Raw genomic sequence first — 22746 nt, 5'->3', positions numbered from 1 at the left:
CCTACTGCGGTTGTGGGTACCCAACAGGTTTAACTCCGACAGGAGCCAATCCGTGAAAGACTTATTGAAGTTTCTGAAAGCGCAAACTAAGACCGAAGAGTTTGATGCGATCAAGATTGCTCTGGCCTCGCCAGACATGATCCGTTCGTGGTCGTTCGGTGAAGTTAAGAAGCCGGAAACCATTAACTACCGTACGTTCAAACCTGAACGTGACGGCCTTTTCTGCGCCCGTATCTTCGGGCCGGTAAAAGATTACGAGTGCCTGTGCGGTAAGTACAAGCGCTTGAAACACCGCGGCGTGATCTGTGAGAAGTGCGGCGTTGAAGTGACCCAGACCAAAGTGCGCCGTGAGCGCATGGGCCACATCGAGCTGGCTTCCCCGACTGCGCACATCTGGTTCCTGAAATCGCTGCCATCCCGCATCGGTTTGCTGCTGGATATGCCGCTGCGTGACATCGAACGCGTACTGTACTTCGAATCCTATGTGGTGGTCGAAGGCGGTATGACCAACCTCGAGCGCCGTCAGATCCTGACTGAAGAGCAGTATCTGGACGCGCTGGAAGAGTTCGGTGACGAATTCGACGCCAAGATGGGTGCGGAAGCCATTCAGGCCCTGTTGAAAAACATGGATCTGGAAGCCGAGTGCGAGCAACTGCGTGAAGAGCTGAACGAAACCAACTCCGAAACCAAGCGCAAGAAGCTGACCAAGCGTATCAAGCTGCTGGAAGCGTTCGTACAGTCCGGTAACAAGCCGGAGTGGATGATCCTGACCGTGCTGCCGGTACTGCCGCCGGATCTGCGCCCACTGGTTCCGCTGGATGGCGGCCGTTTCGCGACCTCGGATCTGAACGATCTGTATCGCCGCGTGATCAACCGTAACAACCGTCTGAAACGCCTGCTGGATCTGGCTGCGCCTGACATCATCGTGCGCAACGAGAAGCGTATGCTGCAAGAAGCGGTAGACGCCCTGCTGGATAACGGCCGTCGCGGTCGTGCGATCACCGGTTCCAACAAACGTCCTCTGAAATCTTTGGCCGACATGATCAAAGGTAAGCAGGGTCGTTTCCGTCAGAACCTGCTCGGTAAACGCGTTGACTACTCCGGCCGTTCCGTAATCACCGTAGGTCCATACCTGCGTCTGCATCAGTGCGGTCTGCCTAAAAAGATGGCGCTGGAGCTGTTCAAACCGTTCATCTACGGCAAGTTGGAGCTGCGTGGCCTGGCCACCACCATCAAAGCCGCCAAGAAAATGGTTGAGCGTGAAGAAGCCGTCGTTTGGGATATCCTGGACGAAGTGATCCGCGAACACCCGGTACTGCTGAACCGTGCACCAACCCTGCACCGTTTGGGTATCCAGGCGTTTGAACCTGTTCTGATCGAAGGTAAAGCGATCCAGCTGCACCCGCTGGTTTGTGCGGCCTATAACGCCGACTTCGATGGTGACCAGATGGCCGTTCACGTACCGCTGACGCTGGAAGCCCAGTTGGAAGCGCGTGCGCTGATGATGTCTACCAACAACATCCTGTCCCCAGCGAACGGCGAGCCAATCATCGTTCCTTCTCAGGACGTTGTACTGGGTCTGTACTACATGACCCGCGACTGTGTTAACGCCAAGGGCGAAGGCATGGTGCTGAACGGTTCCAAAGAAGCTGAGCGCGTTTACCGCGCCGGCCTGGCGTCGCTGCATGCGCGCGTTAAAGTGCGTATCACCGAAGACGTCAAGAACGCCGAAGGCGAGTGGACCTCTCAGACCAGCATCATCGACACCACCATCGGCCGCGCCATCCTGTGGATGATCGTACCGAAAGGTCTGCCGTACGCGATCGTTAACCAGCCTTTGGGCAAGAAAGCGATCTCCAAGATGCTGAACACCTGTTACCGCATCCTGGGCCTGAAGCCGACCGTAATCTTTGCTGACCAGATCATGTACACCGGTTTTGCTTACGCAGCCCGTTCCGGCGCTTCCGTAGGTATCGACGACATGGTTATCCCGGCCAAGAAAGCGGAGATCATCGAAGAAGCGGAAACCGAAGTTGCCGAGATCCAGGAGCAGTTCCAGTCTGGTCTGGTTACCGCCGGCGAACGCTACAACAAAGTGATCGATATCTGGGCTGCAGCGAACGAACGCGTTGCGAAAGCGATGATGGAAAACCTGTCGGTAGAAGACGTGGTTAACCGTGACGGCGAAGTGGAACAGCAAGTTTCCTTCAACAGCATCTTTATGATGGCCGACTCCGGTGCGCGTGGTTCCGCCGCTCAGATTCGTCAGCTGGCCGGTATGCGTGGTCTGATGGCGAAGCCGGACGGCTCCATCATCGAAACGCCAATCACCGCGAACTTCCGTGAAGGTCTGAACGTACTCCAGTACTTCATCTCCACCCACGGTGCTCGTAAAGGTCTGGCGGATACCGCACTGAAAACCGCGAACTCCGGTTATCTGACCCGTCGTCTGGTTGACGTGGCGCAGGACCTGGTGGTGACCGAAGACGACTGTGGCACCCACGACGGCATCCTGATGACCCCGGTTATCGAAGGTGGCGACGTGAAAGAGCCGCTGCGTGAACGCGTTCTGGGCCGTGTGACGGCAGAAGACGTCCTCAAGCCGGGAACGGCGGACATTCTGGTGCCACGCAACACCCTGCTGAACGAGAAGGCGTGTGACCTGTTGGAAGAGAACTCTGTCGACAGCGTTAAAGTCCGTTCCGTGGTGAGCTGTGAAACCGACTTCGGTGTGTGTGCTAACTGCTATGGTCGCGACCTGGCACGTGGCCACATCATCAACAAAGGCGAAGCCATCGGCGTTATCGCGGCACAGTCCATCGGTGAGCCGGGTACACAGCTGACGATGCGTACGTTCCACATCGGTGGTGCGGCATCTCGTGCGGCTGCTGAATCCAGCATTCAGGTGAAAAACAAGGGTAGCATCAAGCTGAGCAACGCGAAGTTCGTTATGAACGCCGCAGGCAAGCTGGTGATCACCTCGCGTAACACCGAACTGAAACTGATCGACGAATTCGGCCGTACCAAAGAAAGCTACAAGGTGCCTTACGGCGCCGTGATGGGCAAAGGCGACGGTGAAGAAGTTAACGGCGGCGAAACCGTTGCTAACTGGGATCCGCACACCATGCCGGTCATCAGTGAAGTCAGCGGCTTCATTCGCTTCGCCGACATGGTCGACGGCCAGACGATTACTCGTCAGACCGACGAACTGACCGGTTTGTCTTCTCTGGTTGTTCTGGACAGCGCAGAGCGTACCGGTAGCGGTAAAGACCTGCGTCCGGCACTGAAAATCGTTGACGCTCAGGGCGAAGACGTATTGATCCCAGGTACTGATATGCCTGCTCAATACTTCCTGCCGGGCAAAGCGATCGTTCAGCTGGAAGACGGCATTCAGATCGGTGCGGGTGATACCCTGGCGCGTATTCCTCAGGAATCCGGCGGTACCAAGGATATTACCGGTGGTCTGCCGCGCGTTGCCGACCTGTTCGAAGCACGTCGTCCGAAAGAGCCGGCAATCTTGGCTGAAATCAGCGGGATTATCTCGTTCGGTAAAGAGACCAAAGGCAAACGTCGCCTGGTGATCTCTCCGCTGGACGGCAGCGACGCTTACGAAGAGATGATTCCGAAATGGCGTCAGCTCAACGTGTTCGAAGGCGAAGTGGTGGAACGTGGCGACGTCGTTTCCGACGGCCCAGAGTCTCCGCACGACATTCTGCGTCTGCGTGGCGTGCATGCGGTTACCCGCTACATCACCAACGAAGTGCAGGAAGTTTACCGTCTGCAAGGCGTTAAGATTAACGATAAGCACATCGAAGTTATCGTTCGTCAGATGCTGCGTAAAGGCACCATCGTTAGCGCTGGTGGCTCCGAGTTCCTGGAAGGCGAGCAGGCTGAAGTGTCTCGCGTCAAGATTGCCAACCGTCAGCTGGAAGCTGAAGGTAAAATCGCGGCAACCTTCTCGCGCGATCTGCTGGGTATCACCAAGGCATCCTTGGCGACCGAGTCCTTCATCTCCGCCGCATCGTTCCAGGAAACGACGCGCGTTCTGACCGAAGCTGCCGTAGCCGGCAAGCGCGACGAACTGCGTGGCCTGAAAGAGAACGTCATCGTGGGTCGTCTGATCCCAGCCGGTACCGGTTACGCTTATCATCAGGATCGCATGCGTCGCCGTGCTCAGGGTGAAGCGCCGGTTGTTCCACAAGTCAGTGCGGAAGAAGCGACGGCTAACCTGGCCGAGCTGCTCAACGCAGGCCTGGGCGGCAGCGACGACGAGTAATCGTCATCCGCGCCGCGGGCCCGGCATGCCGGGCCCATTGCCAGATAAACCGCTCCCTCGGGGGCGGTTTTTTTTCGCCTCATGCCGGGGCAGAGCAAACTTTGCTACTATGGTTACAGCAGAAATTGACCGGCGCTTTTACCAGACAACCAAGGACAGTGCGAACATGGACAGCCTCATTACCTTCGAAAAATTGACGGCGCAACACCTGCCTTACCTGTATGAGATCCGCTTTTCCGTTGAAGAAAACCTGCTGCATCCGCATCAGATCCAGTATCTGCAGCGCAGGCAGGCGCTGGAGGACATCAACCAGGGCGGCGGCTGGATCTGCAAGCATGGCGACGACTATGCCGGCGTTGGCTTCGGGTTATTCATCCCTGAACCGCTGATCGGCGGCCTGTTCGTGAAGCCGGAATACCAGTCGAAGGGGATCGGCTCCGCCTTGTTGGCGCGAGTCACCGCCTGGATGTTTGAGCGCGGCGCCGAAGCGATCCACTTAACCACCGATCCGGGCTCCAAAGCCGAAGGCTTTTATCAACATCACGGCTGGGCCGTGGTCGGGCAGGATGAGTTCGGCCAGGCCGAACTGGTGAAACGCAAAGAGGGTGAATAATGACACTCAAAGGATTGATGACGTTACTGCTGCTTTCGCTGTTCAGCGCACCGCTGTATGCGGCCGTTGACTATTTTTACCTGAAACCGCTCGATGGTGAGAAGATCAAGATAACCAGGCAGATGCTGGAGGCGATGCCGCAGCACACGATTAAAACCTCGACCAATTTCACCCCGGAAGATACGTTCACCGGCGTTGAGCTTGCAGAGTTAGTGAAAGCCTACCACCTGAAAGGCCAGTCGGTGCGCGCTTTCGCCTGGGATGATTACTCCTATTCGATGCCGATTGACGAGATGATTAAATACCGTGTGATCGTCGCCTACCAGCGCGGCGGCAAGCCGATCGACGTTGGTGAGCTGGGGCCGTTCGCCATTATTTATCCGCGCGATGGTTATGCCGAGCTGAATAACCTGGATGTGAATGCGAAAACCGTCTGGCAAGTGAAAAGGTTGGAGCTGAAATAAGATGAGCAAAAAACTGATCGGTACTCTTATCGCGTTGGTTGCCATCTTCTCCTTATTGATTTTGTTGATTGCCATTAACTTCGGCGGCGTAAAAGAGCGCTATAAGCAGATTGAGCCCAATCTGGACAACTACTCGGTGGCTGAGATCCTGTTTCTGGCGTTTGAAAGGACCAAAATCGCGTTGTTGCTCAGTGAAAACAATGACTACGACGCCTTCCAGATCAAAAAGAAAATCTTCTACTCGAAGATTCAGATCCTGGAGAGCCGTTCGACCTTCAGCGACTCTTTTTATTACGACGACGAGTTCATCAAAAATGTTGCGCTGCTGAAGCAGCAGTATTGCACGTTGGACGATCTTTCTGCCGGCTTGCTGGTGGGGCTGAAAAACAAGGCGGACATTCTCTCTTATATGGATGATATCGAGGGTACGCTGGTCGATATCCAGGAAATTATTTATCGGATACAGATTAAAAACTTTACCGAAGTGAAAGGCATCATCCAGGACAACTCGAGTAAAGCCGAGATGTTCGCCCTCTTTTCGCTGATTTTAGTGTTCCTGATGATGTTCCTGGTGCTGAGAAACGCCTTCTCGTTGAAAGAGATCATCAAGAACAAGAATATCTTTATCTCTTCCATCTACCACGAGATCGCCGGTTCGACCCAGGCCATCGTCATTGCTGCGGATATCATGGAACACGAGCTGGCGCAGGAAGAGTTGAAAAAAGAAGCCCGCCTGATCTCCTATCACGGTAACAAGATCGCCGAACAAACGCGCGAGGTGATGGATTATTCTCGGCTTGAGATGGGAGAAGTTAAAATCAATATTTCCACCTTCCGGCTGAATGAGGTGGTGGACGATGCCGTAACCGGCATCGGCGCCGGGCGAGGCAATCGCCTCGTGATCCACCGTTCGTCTTATGCCGGCCTGATTGGTTCTGATAAATACAAGCTCTACCGAATATTGGCCAACCTGCTCAGCAACGCGGATAAGTTTACCCACCACGGCGCGATCGCCCTCGATGTGAAGCTGTGTCACGGCAACTTGTATTTGCGGGTGAAAGACACCGGCATCGGGTTTAACGTCGATAATCTGGATCGGTTATATAAGGCGTTCAATCAGGGGGTGGAAAGGGAAACGCGGCAGGGATTAGGGCTGGGGCTGACCATTATCAAAAATTACGTCACGACGATGAAAGGCACCATCAAGGTCAAATCCGTCGAAGGGGTTGGATCATCGTTTTTGATCCGCATTCCGGTCAAACTAATTAAAGAATAGGTTCGACAGCAACAGCGAAGAGATAATCAGCGGCTTGGTCGGTTTTTCCACCAGGTGCACGTCATAGTGCAGGATCATGTCGCCGATGTTTTTCTCGTAGTGATTCAGCTGGCCGGTCAGAATGATGATGCGGGCGTGCGGATCGAGGGCGTCTTTAATTTTCTTCACCACGCGTTCGGAAGTCTCGCCGAAGTCCAACAGCCAGTCCAAAATAAACGCCTCAAAGGACTGCTGCTCCAGCGCGGCCAGCATGGCGTCCGCCGTCTGAAAGGTCTCAGCCTCGATGCCGTAGCGGCTGGCGATCTTCTTCAACAGTTCGAGAATATCGCCGTCATTATCCAGGATCGCGATGCGCGGGGCCGGCAGAAAGTCTATCTTGTTGACTTTATACAGCGGGGCATCGGCTGCATATTCCCGATTGGTGTTGATGATGAAAAGATCGTCCTTTTTGTAGGCGTAAGTTTCGTCGTTGTCCGCTTGCGTGACCGGGCGCTCGTCGACCTCAATGTTACAGCGCTTGTGAATGCTGTTCATGATAAACACGCCGTTATGTGTCCTTTGGCCGGCAAACGGCTCGTTGAAATACTGGAAAACCTTTTTGACTTCATCGAGGGTGATGCCCCTTTTGCCATCCAGCTTCTGTTTGGCGCTGTTGTACTGAAGGTTCAGTATGTTGGCCATCGTGGAGGCATGTTTTCTGTCGCCAACTCCTTTCAGAGTGAGCAACGCGCTGATTGCATCGATGTAATTTGGCGTTTTCTTCATGACAACCTTGGCTTTTTTGATGTTAACCGCGAGCGTTGGAAAACCTGCGTGAGGACCCGAGCTGGATTATAGATGAAGCCTCGGTTATTGCGGTGATATCAGTTTGATTTTCCTTGGCAAACTCAAAACACACTCGATGACAAATAAAAAAACACTCAAAAGACATTCACATTTAGCTGTTTATGTGGTTAATTAGCGCACATACTGTGTGATTCGCGTCCTGGGGGGGTGCCAGTCTCACAAAATAAACCGCCTGCTCTTGTCCGTAAGCAGGGAGCAGGCGGCAAAAAGATCCGCGACCGACACCAGGGCCATTGGCAGTACTGAAGATGACCGGCACTGTTTTCGAAAACGGCTCGCTGTCATGTTCGGGCCTGCTGATATTGCCGTACGCTTTCTACCACCACCTCGGGCGCAACCACGCCTTCCTGCCCCAAAATCACTGCTTGTGAAGTGCCCTGCGCGACGATTCGTTCGCCGATGCTGAACGTATGCGTTGCATAGAAGTAACGTTCGTCCCAATGGGTAATGGTCATGCTGACCTGATAGCGTTGGAACGGACGCAGCGCTTTTTTATAGTCCATCGTATGTTGACTGACGATCGGTGACCAGCGTCGTTTGAGCATTAGCGCCAGCAGGCCGGTGCGAATAAACAGATCGACCCGGTTCAGGTCGCATACCGTCATATAGCGGCCATTGTTCATGTGCAAGTTGATATCGATGTCATTCAGCCAGACGCGGGTCGCCAGTTGATTGGTCAGCATATCCATCGACATGCGCGGTTTCCACCGTGAAGCGAGCAAGATCCAGATCAAACGCAGGTAGAGGTTCATGGTCAGTATTCCGCAGGATTGTCAGAGAGGTAAGGCAGTCAGATTTTAACTGTGGTCGAACCAGTTTGTTTTGTCAAAACGCATGACGCCATTTTGCGTGATGGCGTGGGCTCGCGGGAGCCCCGGAGTCGCGCAAGAGAATCTCCGGCGCGATCCGGGATGGGATAAGGCGGGGCCATCGAGAGGGAGACGGCCCCGGCCGCCGCCGGGTTTGGCGGCCGGCAACGTCACTATAATCGGCGCGTTTGTCGGCGCCAGCACCACCGTTCGGCATTGCGCGGCCGCTCCAGCGTTTTCTTCACGCGGCGGTAAACGTTGCCGCTTATTGCGCACCGCGTCCCAGATAACCGTCCCAGTCTTTCCACACCGGCTGCAGCCCGGCGTTGCTGATGGCCTCGGCGACCTGCTGCGGCGTGCGGCCGTCGTGCGGTTCGAACTGTTCCAGCTCCGGCGGCACGTCATCGGCATAGCCGCCGGGCTGCGTCTTGGATCCGGCGCTGACGCTGTTGATCGCCACCGGGATCATATGATCGCGGAAGTACGGCGACTCACGCGTAGACAGCGACAGCTCAACGTCCGGCGCGAACAGCCGGAAGGCGCAGATCAGCTGCACCAGTTGAGGCTCGCTCATGATCGACGCCGGTTCAATGCCGCCGGCGCAGGGGCGCAGGCGCGGGAACGAGATCGAGTAGCGGCTCTGCCAGTAGGTTTGCTGCAGGTAAAACAGATGTTCCGCCAGCAGGTAGCAGTCGGAGCGCCAACTGTTGGACAGGCCGATCAACGCACCGATGCCGATCTTGTCGATCCCGGCGCGCCCCAGGCGATCCGGCGTGGCCAGGCGCCAATGGAAATCCTGCTTCTGGCCGCGCAGGTGATGCTGCAGATAGGTGGCCGGATGGTAGGTTTCCTGGTACACCAGCACGCCGTCCAGGCCCAGCGTTTTCAGTTCGGCGTATTCCTCCTGCGCCAACGGCTGCACTTCCATCATCAGCGAGCTGAAGTGTCGGCGGATCGCCGGGATGTGCTGGCGGAAATAGTCCATGCCGACCTTGGTCTGATGCTCGCCGGTGACCAGCAACAGATGTTCGAACCCCAGCGCCTGGATGGCTGCGCACTCGCGGGCGATCTCCGCCGCATCCAGCGTTTTGCGCTTGATGCGGTTGCTCATCGAAAAGCCGCAGTAGGTGCAGTCGTTGGCGCACAGGTTGGACAGATACAGCGGCACATAGAAGCTGACGACGTTGCCGAATCGCTGACGGGTCAGCTGCTGCGCGCGCTGCGCCAGCGGTTCCAGATACGGCGCGGCGGCGGGGGAGATCAGCGCCATAAAGTCGTCGCGCGTCAGCTTGTCGGCGTTCAACGCGCGTTCCACGTCGCGCGCGGTTTTGCCGTTGATGCGCAGCGTAATGTCGTCCCAATCCAGCTGTTGCCAGCGGCTACTGAAATCGTCGGCCATCACTGTGCCTCCTCTGGCTGGCTGAGGAAGGCGGTCAGCGGGCTAGAGGCGACCGCACCGCGCTGGCTGACGCCCAATCCGGCGCTGCGCGCCAATTCGCCGGCCTCCAGCGCCAGGCGAAACGCCCGCGCCATTTGCACCGGGTCGCGCGCCACGGCGATGGCGGTGTTCACCAGCACCGCGTCGGCGCCCAGCTCCATCGCTTCCAGCGCGTGGCTCGGCGCGCCGATGCCGGCGTCGACCACCACCGGCACCTTGGCCTGTTCGATGATGATCTCGAGGAAGTCGCGGGTGCGCAGACCGCGGTTGGAACCGATAGGGGCGCCGAGCGGCATCACCGCCGCGCAGCCCGCCTCTTCCAGCCGTTTGCACAGCACCGGATCGGCGCCGCAGTAGGGCAGCACCACAAAACCGTCTTTCACCAGCGTTTCCGCCGCCTTCAGCGTTTCTATCGGATCCGGCAGCAGGTATTTCACATCGGGGTGGATCTCCAGCTTCACCCAGTGAGTGCCGAGCGCTTCACGCGCCAGCCGGGCGGCGAATACCGCTTCGGCGGCCGTTTTGGCGCCGGAGGTATTGGGCAACAGCCTGACGCCCAACTGTTGCAGCGGCGCCAAAATGGCGTCGTTGCCGCCGCGCAGATCGACGCGCTTCATGGCCATGGTCACCAGCTGTGAGCCGGAGGCCGCCAGCGCCTCCAACATCAGCGCCGGGGTGGCGAACTTGCCGGTGCCGGTGAACAGGCGCGAGGTAAAAGTGGTATCGGCGATTTTCAGCATGTCAGCCTCCGGCGATCGCTTGAAACAGCAAAATGTCGTCACCGTCCTGCACCTGATGGTCGGCCCAGTCGGCGCGCGGGATGATGGTTTGGTTGATCGCCAGCGCGGTACCCGGCTGGTGGCGTTCCAGCTGAGCCAGCAGGGCGGCGACGCTGAGCGGCTGCGCCAGCTCCAGCGGTTGGTCGTTTAAACGGATCTTCATGCCGCGCCTCCGCATACCGGGCAGGCACGGGCCTGGCTCAGTTGCAGCGTGCTCCAGCTCTGCTGCTTGCCGTCGAACAGCCGCAGTTTACCGCTGAGGGAAGAAGGCATGCCGGCCAGCATCTTGATGGCCTCCAGCGCTTGCAGGGTGCCGATCACGCCCACCACCGGGCCGAGTACCCCGGCGGTGCGGCAGTTGCGCTGCGGCTCTTCCTGCTCCGGGTACAGGCAGGCGTAGCAGCCGTGCGCATAGGGCGGCTCGAGCACCAGCAACTGGCCGCTGAAGCCGACCGCGCTGCCGCTGATCAGCGGCTTGGCGGCGGCGATGCAGGCGGCATTGACTTCATGGCGGGTCGCCATATTGTCGCAGCAGTCCAGCACCAGATCGGCGCGGGCGACCGCGTCGCGCAGCGCTTGCCCTTGCAGCCGCTGCGCCAGCGGGATGGATTCCACCAACGGGTTCAGCGCCTGCAGGTGGCGTTGCGCCAGAGCCGCCTTGCCGGTGGCGGTATCGGCGCTGCGGTAGAGGATTTGCCGCTGCAGGTTGGTGACGTGCAGCTGGTCGTCGTCGGCCAGCAGCAGCGTGCCGACGCCGGCGGCGGCCAGATACAGCGAAGCCGGGGAACCTAGCCCGCCTAAACCGACGATCAGCACCGTGGCGCGCTTGAGTTTCTCCTGGCCTTCCGGGCCGACGTCCTCCAGCAGCAGCTGGCGGCTGTAGCGCAGGAATTCCTGATCGTTAAGCATCGTTCGGATCCTCGCCTTCAATCAGCCGCAGCAGCTCGGCCGTCGCCGCGCGCCAGTCCGGCGCCTGGGTGATGGCGCTGACCACCGCCACGCTGCCGACGCCGCACGCCAGCACCGCCGGTACGCGATCGATACTGATCCCGCCGATCGCCACCGTCGGGTAATCCGCCAAACCGGCGATGTGGCGTTTCAACTCCGTCAGCCCCTGCGGCGCCGAAGGCATGTCTTTGGTTTGGGTGGGGAAGATGTGCCCCAACGCGATGTAGGACGGTTTCACCGCCAGCGCGCGCGCCAGTTCGGCGTCGTCATGGGTGGAAACGCCGAGCCGCAGCCCGGCGCGGTGAATGGCAGCCAGATCGGTGGTATCGAGATCTTCCTGGCCCAGATGCACGCCGTAGGCGCCGTGCTTGATCGCCAGCCGCCAGTAGTCGTTGATGAACAGCCGCGCCTGATAACGCTGGCCCAGCGCGATGGCGGCGGCGATATCCTCTTCGACCTGCTCGTCAGGCAAGTCCTTGATGCGCAGCTGGATGGTGGTGACGCCGGCCTCCAGCAGGCGAGCGATCCATTCCACGCTGTCGACGACCGGGTAGAGCCCCAGTTTGTAGGGCGTCGCCGGGAAGGGCGTCGTGATATCAGTCATTGCTGGTCTCCTCCTGCAAATTGCCGGCGCTGTGATACAGCTCGCTGCCGCGGGCGCGGAACTCGGCGGACATTTTCTCCATACCGGTCAGCTGCACCTCGATCGGTTTGGCAGTCTCTTGGGCAGCGGCGTAGTCGCGCACCTCTTGTGAAATCTTCATCGAGCAGAATTTTGGTCCGCACATCGAGCAGAAGTGGGCGATCTTGCCGGATTCCTGCGGCAGGGTTTCGTCGTGATAGGCGCGCGCGGTGGCCGGATCGAGCGCCAGATTGAACTGATCTTCCCAGCGGAATTCGAAACGCGCCTTGGACATGGCGTTATCGCGGATCTGCGCGCCCGGATGGCCTTTGGCCAGATCGGCGGCGTGAGCGGCGATCTTGTAGGTGATCAGGCCCTGTTTGACGTCCTCTTTGTTCGGCAGGCCGAGGTGCTCTTTCGGCGTGACGTAACACAGCATGGCGCAGCCGAACCAGCCGATCATCGCCGCGCCGATGCCGGAGGTGAAATGGTCATAGCCCGGGGCGATATCGGTGGTCAGCGGGCCGAGGGTGTAGAACGGCGCTTCGTGGCAGTGTTCCAGCTCTTCGGTCATGTTGCGGCGGATCATCTGCATCGGCACGTGGCCTGGGCCCTCGATCATCACCTGCACGTCGTATTCCCAAGCGATTTTGGTCAGCTCGCCCAGCGTATGCAGTTCGGCGAACTGGGCTTCGTCGTTGGCGTCCTGAATCGAGCCGGGGCGCAGGCCGTCGCCGAGCGACAGCGAAACGTCGTAGGCGGCGCAGATCTCACAGATTTCGCGGAAATGCTGATAGAGGAAGTTTTCCTGATGGTGCGACAGACACCATTTGGCCATGATCGAGCCGCCGCGCGACACGATGCCGGTCAGGCGTTTGGCGGTCATCGGCACGTAGCGCAGCAGCACGCCGGCGTGGATGGTGAAGTAGTCGACCCCTTGTTCCGCCTGTTCCAGCAGCGTATCGCGGAACATCTCCCAGGTGAGGTTTTCCGCCACGCCGTTGACCTTCTCCAGCGCCTGGTAGATCGGCACGGTGCCGATGGGCACCGGGCTGTTGCGCAGGATCCACTCGCGGGTTTCGTGAATGTAGCGGCCGGTGGAGAGATCCATCACGGTGTCTGCGCCCCAGCGGGTGGCCCACACCAGCTTCTCCACCTCTTCTTCGATCGACGAGGTGACCGCCGAGTTGCCGATATTGGCGTTCACCTTCACCAGGAAATTGCGGCCGATGATCATCGGCTCCGCCTCAGGGTGATTGATGTTGGCGGGAATGATAGCGCGGCCGGCGGCCACTTCCTGGCGAACGAACTCCGGCGTGATGTTGTCCGGCAGGTTGGCGCCCCAGCCCTGGCCCGGATGCTGGTGGCGCAGCACCTCGCCGCGAATGCGCTCGCGCCCCATGTTTTCGCGGATGGCGATGAACTCCATCTCCGGGGTGACGATGCCGGCGCGGGCATAGTGCAGTTGGGTCACGCACTTGCCCGGTAACGCCTTGCGCGGCAACGGCAGGTGTTCGAAACGCAGGTGATCGAGGCCTTCGTCCGCCAGCCGCTGTTGGGTGAAGCCGGAGCTGGCGCCGCTCAGGGTGGCGGTATCGCCGCGCGCGTCGATCCAGCCTGCGCGCAGCTTGGTCAGGCCCGCGTGCACGTCGAGCTCGGCCTGTGGATCGCCGTACGGGCCGGCGGTGTCATACACCGGGATCGCCTCGTTGGGTTCATACTGCGGGCTATCTTTGCTGCCGCCGATCAGGGTCGGGCTGAGCTGAATTTCGCGCATCGGCACCTGGATATCGCGGCGCGAACCCTGCAGGTAGATGCGGCGTGAGTTTGGGAAAGCCATGCCTTGCAGGGTGTCGATAAACTGCTGGGCGGCTTCGCGTTGCGCTTTACGGGCGCGCGGTGGATTAACGTTAGACATAGCAAGTTCCTACCAGTGTGTTGGGTTGGGAAAGTTGCTTGTCTGGAGCTCGGAGGGAGTAATGATGGTGGCCGATAAGGCAGGGCACCCGCAAGGGGAAGGCCGTGTCTGTGGCGATAGATTACTCTTGTTCCCTTCGCGGGTATTAACCCGATCAGGTTCCGCGGATCCCGAATTAACGGTCTCAGCCTGGCTGATTTGATGAACAAATCAGGCGCTAGGCACTCCGACAAGATGCCCCCCAGTATAGGAGGGATAAGAAAAAAAACTATAAAATTTTAACGCGCCGGATCCAGCGCCTGGTCCGGCAGCGGTTGCTGCGCGGCCTCCGCTTCCAGCAGGATCAGCTTATCTTCCAGCGCAAAGCGCGCCGCCAGCGTTTCGCCGATATCCGACAAGGCCTGGTGGAATTCCAGACAAACCTCCTGATCGATATCCACTTCGGTATAGCGATCGTGGAACGCCATGATCTGTTCGGTATTGGCCCACAGCTTGGGGTAGATGTTCACCGCCAGCGACATTTTCGGACTGGCTGCGCCTTCCACTTGTTTGATAATTCTGTCATAGATATGAAAATGCCCTGCGGAGAGGTAATCCACCAGGTTATGGCAAAAGTTCTCCAGCGCTTTTTCATTCAGCGGCGTATGCTTTTCTTTATTCGGTTTGAGGCCTACCAGCGTGCAGTAGGCGACCAGCAACTGCTTGCGGGCCTGAAGCCATTGATCAACTAATTCATTACTACCGCCAACGCGCTGAGTCAGCCTTTCCAAACGGTTGAGCATGTTTGACTCCGTGTAAGTAACAAAAGTAACCGGTAAGTTATTAAAATGTAACAAAGCCGATTTGTAGAGTGCCAGTGAAGCTGAGGTTGTGCAACAACGATATGGAACTTGCATTAACGGGCAATGAAAACGGCTGGTGGATCGTCAGCCATGAAAGCAAACTTTGGTTACCGAACGGTGAATTGCCGTCGGGGAGCGCCGCCGCCCTCGGGCTGCAGGGCCACATGGCGCGCGTCATCGGTGAGTGGGAGGGCGCGCCGGTCTGGCTGGTGCGCCAGGCGATGCCGCGGGAGATGGGGTCGGTGCGTCAGCTGTTGGATCAGGATCGTGGTCTGTTCCAGCTTGCCGGGCGCGGCGTGCAGTTGGCGGATTTCTACCGCTCCCATCGCTATTGCGGCTACTGCGGCCATGAGATGCACCTCAGCCGCACCGAAAGCGCCTGCCTGTGCGGCCATTGCAAGGAGCGCTACTACCCGCAGATCGCGCCCTGCGTGATCGTCGCCATTCGGCGCGACGATCAGATCCTGCTGGCACAGCACGTACGCCATCGCGGCGGCATTCACACGGTGCTGGCCGGTTTCGTTGAAGTGGGCGAAACGCTGGAGCAAGCGGTGGCGCGCGAAGTGATGGAAGAGAGCAATATTGAAATCAAGAACCTGCGCTACGTCACGTCACAACCCTGGCCGTTTCCGCACTCGCTGATGATGGCCTTTATGGCCGATTACCACCAGGGTGAGATTCGTCACGATCCCAAGGAGCTGCTCAATGCCGGCTGGTATCGTTACGACCAACTGCCGCTGTTGCCGCCGCCCGGCACCGTGGCGCGCCGCTTGATTGAGGACACCGTGGCGCTGTGCCGGGCAGAATAATGTACAATGGCCGGCAGATTATTAAGGGAGCCCCATAAATGACTGAGTTGAAGAACGATCGTTACCTGCGCGCGCTGTTGCGTCAGCCGGTGGATGTGACCCCCGTATGGATGATGCGCCAGGCCGGTCGTTATTTACCGGAGTACAAGGCGACTCGCGCCCAGGCCGGTGATTTCATGTCGCTGTGCAAGAACGCGGAGCTGGCCTGCGAGGTTACGCTGCAGCCGCTGCGCCGCTACGCGCTGGACGCCGCCATCCTGTTCTCCGACATTCTCACCATTCCCGACGCCATGGGGCTCGGCCTGTACTTTGAAGCCGGCGAAGGCCCGCGTTTCAGCTCCCCCGTCACCTGCCGCGCCGACGTCGACAAACTGCCGGCGTTCGATCCGGAAGTGGAGCTGGGCTATGTGATGAACGCGGTGCGCACCATCCGCCGCGAGCTGAAGGGCGAAGTGCCGCTGATCGGCTTCTCCGGCAGCCCGTGGACGCTGGCTACCTATATGGTTGAGGGCGGCAGCAGCAAGGCCTTCACCAAGCTGAAGAAGATGATGTATGCCGAGCCGGCCACGCTGCACCTGTTGCTGGACAAGCTGGCGGACAGCGTGATCCTTTACCTCAATGCCCAGATTAAGGCCGGCGCGCAGTCGGTGATGGTGTTCGACACCTGGGGCGGCGTGCTGACCGGGCGCGATTACCGTGAGTTCTCTTTGCACTACATGCACAAGATCGTCGATGGCTTGCTGCGTGAAAACGACGGTCGCCGCGTGCCGGTAACGCTGTTCACCAAAGGCGGCGGGCAGTGGCTGGAGGCGATGGCCGCCACCGGCTGCGATGCGCTGGGGCTGGACTGGACCACCGATATCGCCGACGCGCGCCGTCGCGTAGGCGACAAAGTGGCGCTGCAGGGCAATATGGATCCGTCGATGCTTTATGCTTCTCCGGCGCGCATCGCGGAAGAAGTGGAGACCATTCTGGCCGGTTTCGGCCACGGCAACGGTCATGTGTTCAACCTGGGCCACGGCATCCATCAGGATGTGCCGCCGGAGCACGCCGGGGCCTTCGTCGAGGCGGTGCACGCGCAGTCGGCGAAATACCACCGTTAAGGATCCGATGTGACCGATATGGCGGCTCTGCGCGCCGAACAGCTGCGGCGCGCCGCTGAAGTCATTCGCTACGACGAGCTGCCAGCCGAACCGCCGGCGTTCATCGCCGGCGCCGATGTGGGCTTCGAGCAAGAGGGCGCGGTGACGCGCGCCGCCATCGCCATCCTGCGCTATCCGTCGCTGGAGCTGGTGGAGTATCAGGTGGCGCGCATCGCTACCGTCATGCCTTATATCCCGGGTTTCCTGTCGTTTCGCGAATACCCGGCGCTGTTGGCCGCCTGGGCGCAGCTGCGGCAAAAACCGGGGCTGATCTTCGTCGATGGGCACGGCGTTTCACATCCGCGGCGCCTCGGCGTCGCCAGCCATTTCGGCCTGCTGGTCGATGTGCCGACCATCGGCGTGGCCAAGAAGCGCCTGTGCGGCAAATTCGCGCCGCTGGACGCCGCCGTCGGCGCGCTGGCGCCGTTGGAAGATAAGGGAGAACAGCTGGGCTGGGTATGGCGTAGCAAGGCGCGTTGCAACCCGCTGTTCATCTCTACCGGTCACCGCGTGGGCGCCGACAGCGCGCTGGCGTGGGTGCAGCGCTGCATGGCGGGCTACCGTTTGCCGGAGCCGACCCGTTGGGCCGACGCCATCGCTTCGCGCCGTCCGGCGTTTCAGCGCTGGTTGCAGCAGCATCCGGAGGTGTCGCCATGAGCGATTTCGGGTACACTGCGCCGCAGATAACGCGTAAGAGAGTAAAGCATGCTACGTAACCCGATTCATTTACGTCTGGAACGGCTCGAGGGCTGGCAACATTTGACCTTTATGGCCAGTTTGTGCGAGCGTATGTACCCGAATTACCAGATGTTCTGCAAACAGACCGAGTTCGGCGATCCGGCGGTTTATCGCCGCATTCTGGATTTGGTGTGGGAAACGCTGGTGGTGAAGGATGCCAAGGTCAACTTCGACAGCCAGCTCGAGAAGTTGGAAGAGGCGATTCCGTCGGCGGAAGATTACGATCTTTACGGCGTTTACCCGGCAATTGATGCCTGTATCGCATTAGGGGAACTGATCCATTCGCGGCTCGGCGGGGAGACGCTGGAGCACGCCATCGCCATCAGCGAAACATCGATTCGCACCGTGGCGATGTTGGAAATGACCCAAGCCGGTAAGGAAATGACCGACGAAGAGTTGGAAAGTTTGCCGGCGGTAGAGGAAGAATGGGACATTCAATGGGAAATTTTCCGCCTGTTGGACGCCTGTGAAGAGCGCGATTTAGACCTGATCAAGGGGCTGCGATCCGACCTGCGAGAGGCCGGTGTCAGCAACATCGGGATAAATTTAGCGCAATAAGGCAACAAAACGTGATTTAACGCCTGATTTGTCATGCCTTAAGGCTTCACATCCGCACCCTGTCTGGTCTACATTTGGGGGGCGTAAAAAAAGTGGCTATCGGTGCGTGTATGCAGGAGAGTGCTGTCAATCGGCATATCCGTCGCACTCGATGCTTTGCAAACGATAAACACACTGTAAGGATAACTTATGAACAAGACTCAACTGATTGATGTAATCGCGGACAAGGCTGACCTTTCCAAAGCACAAGCTAAACTGGCTCTGGAATCCACCCTGGCTGCAATTACTGAGTCTCTGAAAGAAGGTGATGCAGTACAATTGGTTGGCTTCGGTACTTTCAAAGTAAACCATCGTAGCGAGCGCACTGGCCGCAACCCACAGACTGGCAAAGAAATCAAAATCGCAGCAGCCAACGTGCCTGCGTTCGTTTCTGGCAAAGCACTGAAAGACGCCGTTAAATAAGACCGCGCCTCGGTGAAAAGATTAAACAGGGGGGCGATGGCGCCCCTTTTGTTTACTCGTCGGGCGCTTATGGCCGTTGGCATCGCCGTCGGCCTGAGCGCCTGCAGTTTCCATTCCGATATCCCCAGTTTTACCGCCAGCGGCTTCGTGGCCGATCAGGGCGTGATACGTCTGTGGCGTAAAGACGATGAGCAACATCGTCCGCAAGTGTTGGTCAGCGTTTACAGCCCTTACCGCGGCCCGGGTACCATTACCACGCTGTACACCTATCAGGGCGACGTGCTGCGCCAAATCAAACGTAACGACGCCGACGGCGATCGAGATTCCATTCAGCTGCGCTTTGCCGACGATGGCACGGTGAGTTTTATGCAGCGCCAGCTGGCGACACGCCGCGAACCGCTGACCCGCGATGAAATCGCCCTGTACCAATATCAGGCGCGGCGTATCCTCGAAGTGAGCAATGCGCTGCGCGCCGGCAAGGTCAAATTGCTGCAGGGGCGTTGGATGCAGGGCGAGGTGCAAACCTGCGACGGCCAAAGCATGAAACCGGGGCTGGATGCCGCCTCCATCGCCTGGATCGAAAAACGCGCCCGCAGCAGCAGCCGGCCGGTGAGCGTCGCCTGGCTGGAAGCGCCGGAAGGCAGCGAGCTGCTGCTAGTGGCGAACGACGACTTCTGCAGCTGGGAACCGAAAGAAGACCAGCTATAAAAAAGGCCCCGCGCTGCGGAGCCTCTTGTCATGACCATGAAAGGTCAAATTATTTGCCGCGCGCAATCGCGCGATAACCGATATCTTTGCGGCAGAAGCTGCCCGGCCACTGGATGCCTTCCGCCAGCTGATAGGCGCGTTGCTGCGCCTGCGCCACGGTATCGCCCAGCGCCGTCACGCACAGCACGCGGCCGCCGCTGGTGACGACGTCATCGCCCTGCAAGCGTGTGCCGGCGTGGAAGACCTTACCGTCGGCGCTTTCCTGCTGCGGTAGCCCCTGGATAACCTCGCCGTTGCGATAGTCACCCGGATAACCGCCGGCTGCCAGCACCACGCCAAGGGCAGGGCGTTCGTCCCAATCAGAGCTCTTCTCGTTCAGACGGCCTTCGGCGCCCGCCAGACACAGTTCCACCAGATCGGAGCGCAGGCGCAGCATGATCGGCTGAGTTTCCGGATCGCCAAAACGGCAGTTGAATTCGATCACCTTCGGCTGGCCGTCGGCGGAGATCATCAGGCCGGCGTACAGGAAGCCGACGTAGGTGTTGCCTTCCGCCGCCATGCCGCGCACCGTCGGCCAGATCACCTGATCCATGGCGCGCTGGTGGATTTCGTCGGTCACGACCGGCGCCGGGGAGTAGGCGCCCATACCGCCGGTGTTCGGGCCGGTATCGCCGTCGCCGACGCGTTTGTGGTCCTGGCTGGTGGCCATCGGCACCACGTTCTCGCCATCGACCATCACGATGAAGCTGGCTTCTTCGCCGTCGAGGAACTCTTCCACCACGATGCGATGGCCGGCGTCACCGAAGGCGTTGCCGGCCAACATGTCGCGCACCGCCTCTTCCGCTTCCTGCAGCGTCATCGCGACGATCACGCCTTTACCGGCCGCCAGGCCATCGGCCTTGATGACGATCGGCGCACCTTTGCGGCGCACATAGGCCAGCGCCGGCTCCACCTCGGTGAAGTTTTCATATTCGGCGGTCGGGATGCGGTGGCGCGCCAGGAAATCTTTGGTGAAGGCTTTGGAGCCTTCGAGCTGCGCGGCGGCCTGTGATGGGCCGAAGATTTTCAGACCGGCGGCCTGGAAGGCATCGACCACGCCGATCACCAGCGGCGCTTCCGGCCCAACGATGGTCAGACCGATGTCATGGCTCTGGGCGAACGCGACCAGGGCGGGGATGTCGGTGGCGGCGATCGCCACGTTTTCCAGATTGGCTTCCAGCGCGGTGCCGGCATTGCCCGGCGCAACATAGACTTTATCCGCCAGCGGAGACTGGGCGGCTTTCCAGGCCAGCGCGTGTTCGCGCCCGCCGTTGCCGATAATCAAAATGTTCATCAGAAGCTCCACGAATGGCGTGCGCCGGAGCGCACGCGGCAAAAGGAATTAATGGCGGAAGTGACGCATGTCGGTGAAGATCATCGCAATGCCGTGTTCGTTGGCGGCGGCGATCACTTCGTCGTCGCGGATCGAACCGCCCGGCTGGATCACGCAGGTGATGCCAACCGCCGCTGCGGCGTCGATGCCGTCGCGGAACGGGAAGAAGGCGTCGGAGGCCATGGCGGAGCCTTTCACTTCCAGCCCTTCGTCGCCCGCTTTGATGCCGGCGATCTTGGCGGAGTAAACGCGGCTCATCTGGCCGGCGCCTATGCCGATGGTCATGTTGTCTCGCGCATAAACGATGGCGTTGGATTTCACGAACTTGGCCACTTTCCAACAGAACAGCGCGTCACGCAGTTCCTGTTCGGTCGGCTGGCGCTCGGATACCACGCGCAGATCGGCGGCGGTTACCATGCCCAGATCGCGATCCTGCACCAGCAGGCCGCCGTTGACGCGCTTGAAGTCCAGCCCCGCCACGCGTTGCTGCCACTGGCCGCAGGCCAGCACGCGCACGTTCTGTTTGGCGGCCAGCAGGGAGCGCGCTTCCTGGGTGACGTTTGGCGCGATGATCACTTCCACGAACTGGCGGCTGATGATCGCCTGCGCGGTGGCGGCGTCCAGCTCGCGGTTAAAGGCGATGATGCCGCCGAAGGCGGAGGTCGGATCGGTTTGGTAAGCGCGCTCGTAGGCGGCCAGAATGTCGTCGCCGATCGCCACGCCGCAAGGGTTGGCGTGTTTGACGATCACGCAGGCCGGTTCGTCGAACTCTTTCACGCATTCCAGCGCGGCGTCGGTATCGGCGATGTTGTTATAGGACAGCGCTTTGCCCTGCAGCTGTTCGGCGGTCGCGACAGAAGCTTCCTTTACTTCTTCCTCTATATAGAAGGCGGCCTGCTGGTGGCTGTTTTCACCGTAGCGCATATCCTGCTTCTTGATGTAGTTGAGGTTCAGGGTGCGCGGGAAGCGGCCGGACGGCTGTTCGGTCTCGCCGTGGTACGCCGGCACCAGCGCGCCGAAGTAGTTGGCGATCATGCTGTCGTAGGCGGCGGTGTGTTCAAAAGCCTTGATGGCGAGATCGAAGCGGGTGGCATAGCGCAGCGAGCCGTCGTTGTTGTCCATTTCGGTAATGATGGCGGCGTAGTCGCTGCTCTTCACCACGATGGCGACGTCTTTATGGTTCTTGGCGGCGGAGCGCACCATGGTCGGGCCGCCGATATCGATATTCTCGACCGCATCCTCCAGCGAGCAATCCGGGCGCGCTACGGTTTGGGCGAACGGGTACAGATTGACGACCACCATGTCGATAGGCTGGATGTCATGCTGATTCATGACCGCGTCGTCCTGGCCGCGGCGGCCGAGGATACCGCCGTGAACTTTCGGGTGCAGGGTCTTAACTCGTCCGTCCATCATCTCCGGGAAGCCGGTGTAGTCGGAAACTTCGGTAACGGGCAGACCGGCGTCTGCCAGCAGACGGGCGGTGCCGCCGGTGGACAGCAGTTCAACGCCGCGCTGGGAAAGCGCTTCGGCGAATTCAACGATACCGGTTTTGTCAGACACGCTGAGCAGGGCCCGGCGGATTGGACGAGGTTGTTGCATGGTTTTATCCCTTGGCTTTGAGTCGCAATTAAAGAGCGTTACGTGAATGTCCACCTCGTTCTCTCTATAAGGAAGGTTTTTTGCCTTATAAAGGGAGGGTCAGGCACATATTCAGGTAACGCCCCCATTAAAAGGGGGATCGTTTCGTCGCGGGGAATTGTAGCGAAAACGTTTGCGTGGCGCTCGTAAATTTTCCGTACAAATCGCATCTGTGGATAACACTGTGCGCAAGTGGGTATAAGGCGGGGTTTTGCTGTGGAATGCAGCGAACGATCGTTTTTGCTGAAAATACCTGTTGCGGCCTGCGAGGAACTCCCTATAATGCGCCTCCATCGACACGGAACATGTGAACAACTTCACAGAGTATCCGGGGGTCGCAGAGAAAAAATCCTGAAAATTAGGGTTGACTCTGAAAGAGGAAAGCGTAATATACGCCACCTCGAGTTAGCAAGCGAAAGCGCCTAACTCACTGCTCTTTAACAATTTATCAGACAATCTGTGTGGGCACTCCACAAGACGATATCCAG

General features: G+C 59.0%; 21 protein-coding genes and 1 riboswitch. Of the genes, 10 read left to right on the top strand and 11 right to left on the bottom strand.

Features of this window, described 5'->3' with window-relative positions:
- Positions 1 to 52: 52 nt before the first annotated feature.
- The 4 genes from rpoC to ACOWVD_RS24920 all read left to right on the top strand — a co-directional run bounded on the left by rpoC (position 53) and on the right by ACOWVD_RS24920 (position 6629).
- A complete protein-coding gene (gene rpoC, locus ACOWVD_RS24935; RefSeq protein ID WP_004929899.1) occupies positions 53 to 4276 on the top strand; it encodes a DNA-directed RNA polymerase subunit beta' in 4224 nt (1407 codons plus the stop codon).
- Positions 4277 to 4442: 166 nt separating this feature from the next.
- The gene (locus ACOWVD_RS24930; RefSeq protein WP_016929429.1) at positions 4443 to 4889 is read left to right on the top strand and encodes a GNAT family N-acetyltransferase; all 447 of its coding nucleotides are present in this window, start codon (positions 4443 to 4445) and stop codon (positions 4887 to 4889) included.
- Positions 4889 to 5353, top strand: a complete 465-nt coding sequence (locus ACOWVD_RS24925) for an oxidoreductase (RefSeq protein WP_164096021.1) — start codon at positions 4889 to 4891, stop codon at positions 5351 to 5353. Before ACOWVD_RS24930 ends, ACOWVD_RS24925 begins: the two co-directional genes overlap by 1 nt.
- A 1-nt stretch (position 5354) precedes the next feature.
- Entirely contained in the window at positions 5355 to 6629 is a 1275-nt protein-coding gene (locus ACOWVD_RS24920; protein WP_164096020.1) for a sensor histidine kinase, read from the top strand.
- Here ACOWVD_RS24920 and ACOWVD_RS24915 read toward each other — a convergent pair.
- The 9 genes from ACOWVD_RS24915 to ACOWVD_RS24875 all read right to left on the bottom strand — a co-directional run bounded on the left by ACOWVD_RS24915 (position 6615) and on the right by ACOWVD_RS24875 (position 14771).
- Positions 6615 to 7394: a helix-turn-helix domain-containing protein gene (locus ACOWVD_RS24915; RefSeq protein ID WP_033631531.1), complete on the bottom strand. Its 780-nt coding sequence runs from the start codon at positions 7392 to 7394 to the stop codon at positions 6615 to 6617. The two genes, ACOWVD_RS24920 and ACOWVD_RS24915, sit on opposite strands and share 15 nt — an antisense overlap.
- A 362-nt stretch (positions 7395 to 7756) precedes the next feature.
- Positions 7757 to 8227: a thioesterase family protein gene (locus ACOWVD_RS24910; protein ID WP_197764067.1), complete on the bottom strand. Its 471-nt coding sequence runs from the start codon at positions 8225 to 8227 to the stop codon at positions 7757 to 7759.
- A 322-nt stretch (positions 8228 to 8549) separates the two neighbouring features.
- The gene (gene thiH / locus ACOWVD_RS24905) at positions 8550 to 9683 is read right to left on the bottom strand and encodes a 2-iminoacetate synthase ThiH (RefSeq protein WP_049241909.1); all 1134 of its coding nucleotides are present in this window, start codon (positions 9681 to 9683) and stop codon (positions 8550 to 8552) included.
- Complete coding sequence (locus ACOWVD_RS24900) at positions 9683 to 10462, bottom strand: thiazole synthase (protein WP_015376322.1); 780 nt, start codon at positions 10460 to 10462, stop codon at positions 9683 to 9685. Before ACOWVD_RS24900 ends, thiH begins: the two co-directional genes overlap by 1 nt.
- A 1-nt stretch (position 10463) precedes the next feature.
- A complete protein-coding gene (thiS, locus tag ACOWVD_RS24895; RefSeq protein WP_004929884.1) occupies positions 10464 to 10664 on the bottom strand; it encodes a sulfur carrier protein ThiS in 201 nt (66 codons plus the stop codon).
- Positions 10661 to 11410, bottom strand: coding sequence for a HesA/MoeB/ThiF family protein (locus ACOWVD_RS24890; RefSeq protein WP_004929883.1), 750 nt, complete (start codon positions 11408 to 11410; stop codon positions 10661 to 10663). Before ACOWVD_RS24890 ends, thiS begins: the two co-directional genes overlap by 4 nt.
- On the bottom strand, positions 11403 to 12053 hold the full coding sequence (gene thiE / locus ACOWVD_RS24885) for a thiamine phosphate synthase (RefSeq protein ID WP_016929422.1): 651 nt from the start codon (positions 12051 to 12053) through the stop codon (positions 11403 to 11405). The genes ACOWVD_RS24890 and thiE overlap by 8 nt, the downstream gene beginning before the upstream one ends.
- The gene (thiC, locus tag ACOWVD_RS24880; RefSeq protein ID WP_421105926.1) at positions 12046 to 13989 is read right to left on the bottom strand and encodes a phosphomethylpyrimidine synthase ThiC; all 1944 of its coding nucleotides are present in this window, start codon (positions 13987 to 13989) and stop codon (positions 12046 to 12048) included. The genes thiE and thiC overlap by 8 nt, the downstream gene beginning before the upstream one ends.
- A 114-nt stretch (positions 13990 to 14103) precedes the next feature.
- Positions 14104 to 14228: riboswitch (TPP riboswitch) on the bottom strand.
- Between the two features lie 39 nt (positions 14229 to 14267).
- Entirely contained in the window at positions 14268 to 14771 is a 504-nt protein-coding gene (locus ACOWVD_RS24875) for an Rsd/AlgQ family anti-sigma factor (RefSeq protein WP_019456431.1), read from the bottom strand.
- Between the two features lie 101 nt (positions 14772 to 14872).
- Between ACOWVD_RS24875 and nudC the strand changes: the two genes are divergently transcribed.
- From nudC to ACOWVD_RS24845, 6 genes are all read left to right on the top strand, one after another.
- Positions 14873 to 15640, top strand: coding sequence for an NAD(+) diphosphatase (gene nudC, locus ACOWVD_RS24870; protein ID WP_049241922.1), 768 nt, complete (start codon positions 14873 to 14875; stop codon positions 15638 to 15640).
- Positions 15641 to 15678: 38 nt separating this feature from the next.
- A complete protein-coding gene (gene hemE / locus ACOWVD_RS24865) occupies positions 15679 to 16743 on the top strand; it encodes a uroporphyrinogen decarboxylase (RefSeq protein ID WP_049241902.1) in 1065 nt (354 codons plus the stop codon).
- A 9-nt stretch (positions 16744 to 16752) separates the two neighbouring features.
- The gene (gene nfi, locus ACOWVD_RS24860; RefSeq protein ID WP_033631538.1) at positions 16753 to 17439 is read left to right on the top strand and encodes a deoxyribonuclease V; all 687 of its coding nucleotides are present in this window, start codon (positions 16753 to 16755) and stop codon (positions 17437 to 17439) included.
- 48 nt (positions 17440 to 17487) lie between these two features.
- Positions 17488 to 18078, top strand: coding sequence for a YjaG family protein (locus ACOWVD_RS24855; RefSeq protein WP_015376329.1), 591 nt, complete (start codon positions 17488 to 17490; stop codon positions 18076 to 18078).
- Positions 18079 to 18267: 189 nt separating this feature from the next.
- Positions 18268 to 18540: a nucleoid-associated protein HU-alpha gene (gene hupA / locus ACOWVD_RS24850; RefSeq protein WP_004929874.1), complete on the top strand. Its 273-nt coding sequence runs from the start codon at positions 18268 to 18270 to the stop codon at positions 18538 to 18540.
- Between the two features lie 36 nt (positions 18541 to 18576).
- A complete protein-coding gene (locus tag ACOWVD_RS24845) occupies positions 18577 to 19248 on the top strand; it encodes a DUF1481 domain-containing protein (protein WP_079007583.1) in 672 nt (223 codons plus the stop codon).
- Between the two features lie 49 nt (positions 19249 to 19297).
- Here ACOWVD_RS24845 and purD read toward each other — a convergent pair whose 3' ends face one another.
- Both purD and purH read right to left on the bottom strand, forming a co-directional pair.
- A complete protein-coding gene (gene purD, locus ACOWVD_RS24840) occupies positions 19298 to 20581 on the bottom strand; it encodes a phosphoribosylamine--glycine ligase (protein WP_015376331.1) in 1284 nt (427 codons plus the stop codon).
- A gap of 48 nt (positions 20582 to 20629) precedes the next feature.
- Positions 20630 to 22219: a bifunctional phosphoribosylaminoimidazolecarboxamide formyltransferase/IMP cyclohydrolase gene (gene purH / locus ACOWVD_RS24835; protein ID WP_049241895.1), complete on the bottom strand. Its 1590-nt coding sequence runs from the start codon at positions 22217 to 22219 to the stop codon at positions 20630 to 20632.
- Positions 22220 to 22746: the final 527 nt, after the last annotated feature.

Origin of the sequence: Serratia sp. SA088 (assembly GCF_049065515.1) — a bacterium.
GTDB classification, from domain to species: domain Bacteria; phylum Pseudomonadota; class Gammaproteobacteria; order Enterobacterales; family Enterobacteriaceae; genus Serratia; species Serratia nematodiphila.
Note: the sequence above shows the minus strand (reverse complement) of the source record. Positions and strands in the feature narration are given on the sequence as shown.

What these genes read in the sequence shown, in the direction of transcription:
- ACOWVD_RS24855 (WP_015376329.1), top strand. Translation starts at nt 17,488, where the DNA reads ATGCTACGTAACCCGATTCATTTACGTCTGGAACGGCTCGAGGGCTGG.
- ACOWVD_RS24915 (WP_033631531.1), bottom strand. Translation starts at nt 7,394, where the DNA reads ATGAAGAAAACGCCAAATTACATCGATGCAATCAGCGCGTTGCTCACT.
- ACOWVD_RS24930 (WP_016929429.1), top strand. Translation starts at nt 4,443, where the DNA reads ATGGACAGCCTCATTACCTTCGAAAAATTGACGGCGCAACACCTGCCT.
- thiC (WP_421105926.1), bottom strand. Translation starts at nt 13,989, where the DNA reads ATGTCTAACGTTAATCCACCGCGCGCCCGTAAAGCGCAACGCGAAGCC.
- hupA (WP_004929874.1), top strand. Translation starts at nt 18,268, where the DNA reads ATGAACAAGACTCAACTGATTGATGTAATCGCGGACAAGGCTGACCTT.
- hemE (WP_049241902.1), top strand. Translation starts at nt 15,679, where the DNA reads ATGACTGAGTTGAAGAACGATCGTTACCTGCGCGCGCTGTTGCGTCAG.
- ACOWVD_RS24845 (WP_079007583.1), top strand. Translation starts at nt 18,577, where the DNA reads ATGGCGCCCCTTTTGTTTACTCGTCGGGCGCTTATGGCCGTTGGCATC.
- ACOWVD_RS24875 (WP_019456431.1), bottom strand. Translation starts at nt 14,771, where the DNA reads ATGCTCAACCGTTTGGAAAGGCTGACTCAGCGCGTTGGCGGTAGTAAT.
- purH (WP_049241895.1), bottom strand. Translation starts at nt 22,219, where the DNA reads ATGCAACAACCTCGTCCAATCCGCCGGGCCCTGCTCAGCGTGTCTGAC.
- thiS (WP_004929884.1), bottom strand. Translation starts at nt 10,664, where the DNA reads ATGAAGATCCGTTTAAACGACCAACCGCTGGAGCTGGCGCAGCCGCTC.
- thiE (WP_016929422.1), bottom strand. Translation starts at nt 12,053, where the DNA reads ATGACTGATATCACGACGCCCTTCCCGGCGACGCCCTACAAACTGGGG.
- ACOWVD_RS24925 (WP_164096021.1), top strand. Translation starts at nt 4,889, where the DNA reads ATGACACTCAAAGGATTGATGACGTTACTGCTGCTTTCGCTGTTCAGC.
- purD (WP_015376331.1), bottom strand. Translation starts at nt 20,581, where the DNA reads ATGAACATTTTGATTATCGGCAACGGCGGGCGCGAACACGCGCTGGCC.
- thiH (WP_049241909.1), bottom strand. Translation starts at nt 9,683, where the DNA reads ATGGCCGACGATTTCAGTAGCCGCTGGCAACAGCTGGATTGGGACGAC.
- ACOWVD_RS24920 (WP_164096020.1), top strand. Translation starts at nt 5,355, where the DNA reads ATGAGCAAAAAACTGATCGGTACTCTTATCGCGTTGGTTGCCATCTTC.
- ACOWVD_RS24900 (WP_015376322.1), bottom strand. Translation starts at nt 10,462, where the DNA reads ATGCTGAAAATCGCCGATACCACTTTTACCTCGCGCCTGTTCACCGGC.
- ACOWVD_RS24890 (WP_004929883.1), bottom strand. Translation starts at nt 11,410, where the DNA reads ATGCTTAACGATCAGGAATTCCTGCGCTACAGCCGCCAGCTGCTGCTG.
- nudC (WP_049241922.1), top strand. Translation starts at nt 14,873, where the DNA reads ATGGAACTTGCATTAACGGGCAATGAAAACGGCTGGTGGATCGTCAGC.
- ACOWVD_RS24910 (WP_197764067.1), bottom strand. Translation starts at nt 8,227, where the DNA reads ATGAACCTCTACCTGCGTTTGATCTGGATCTTGCTCGCTTCACGGTGG.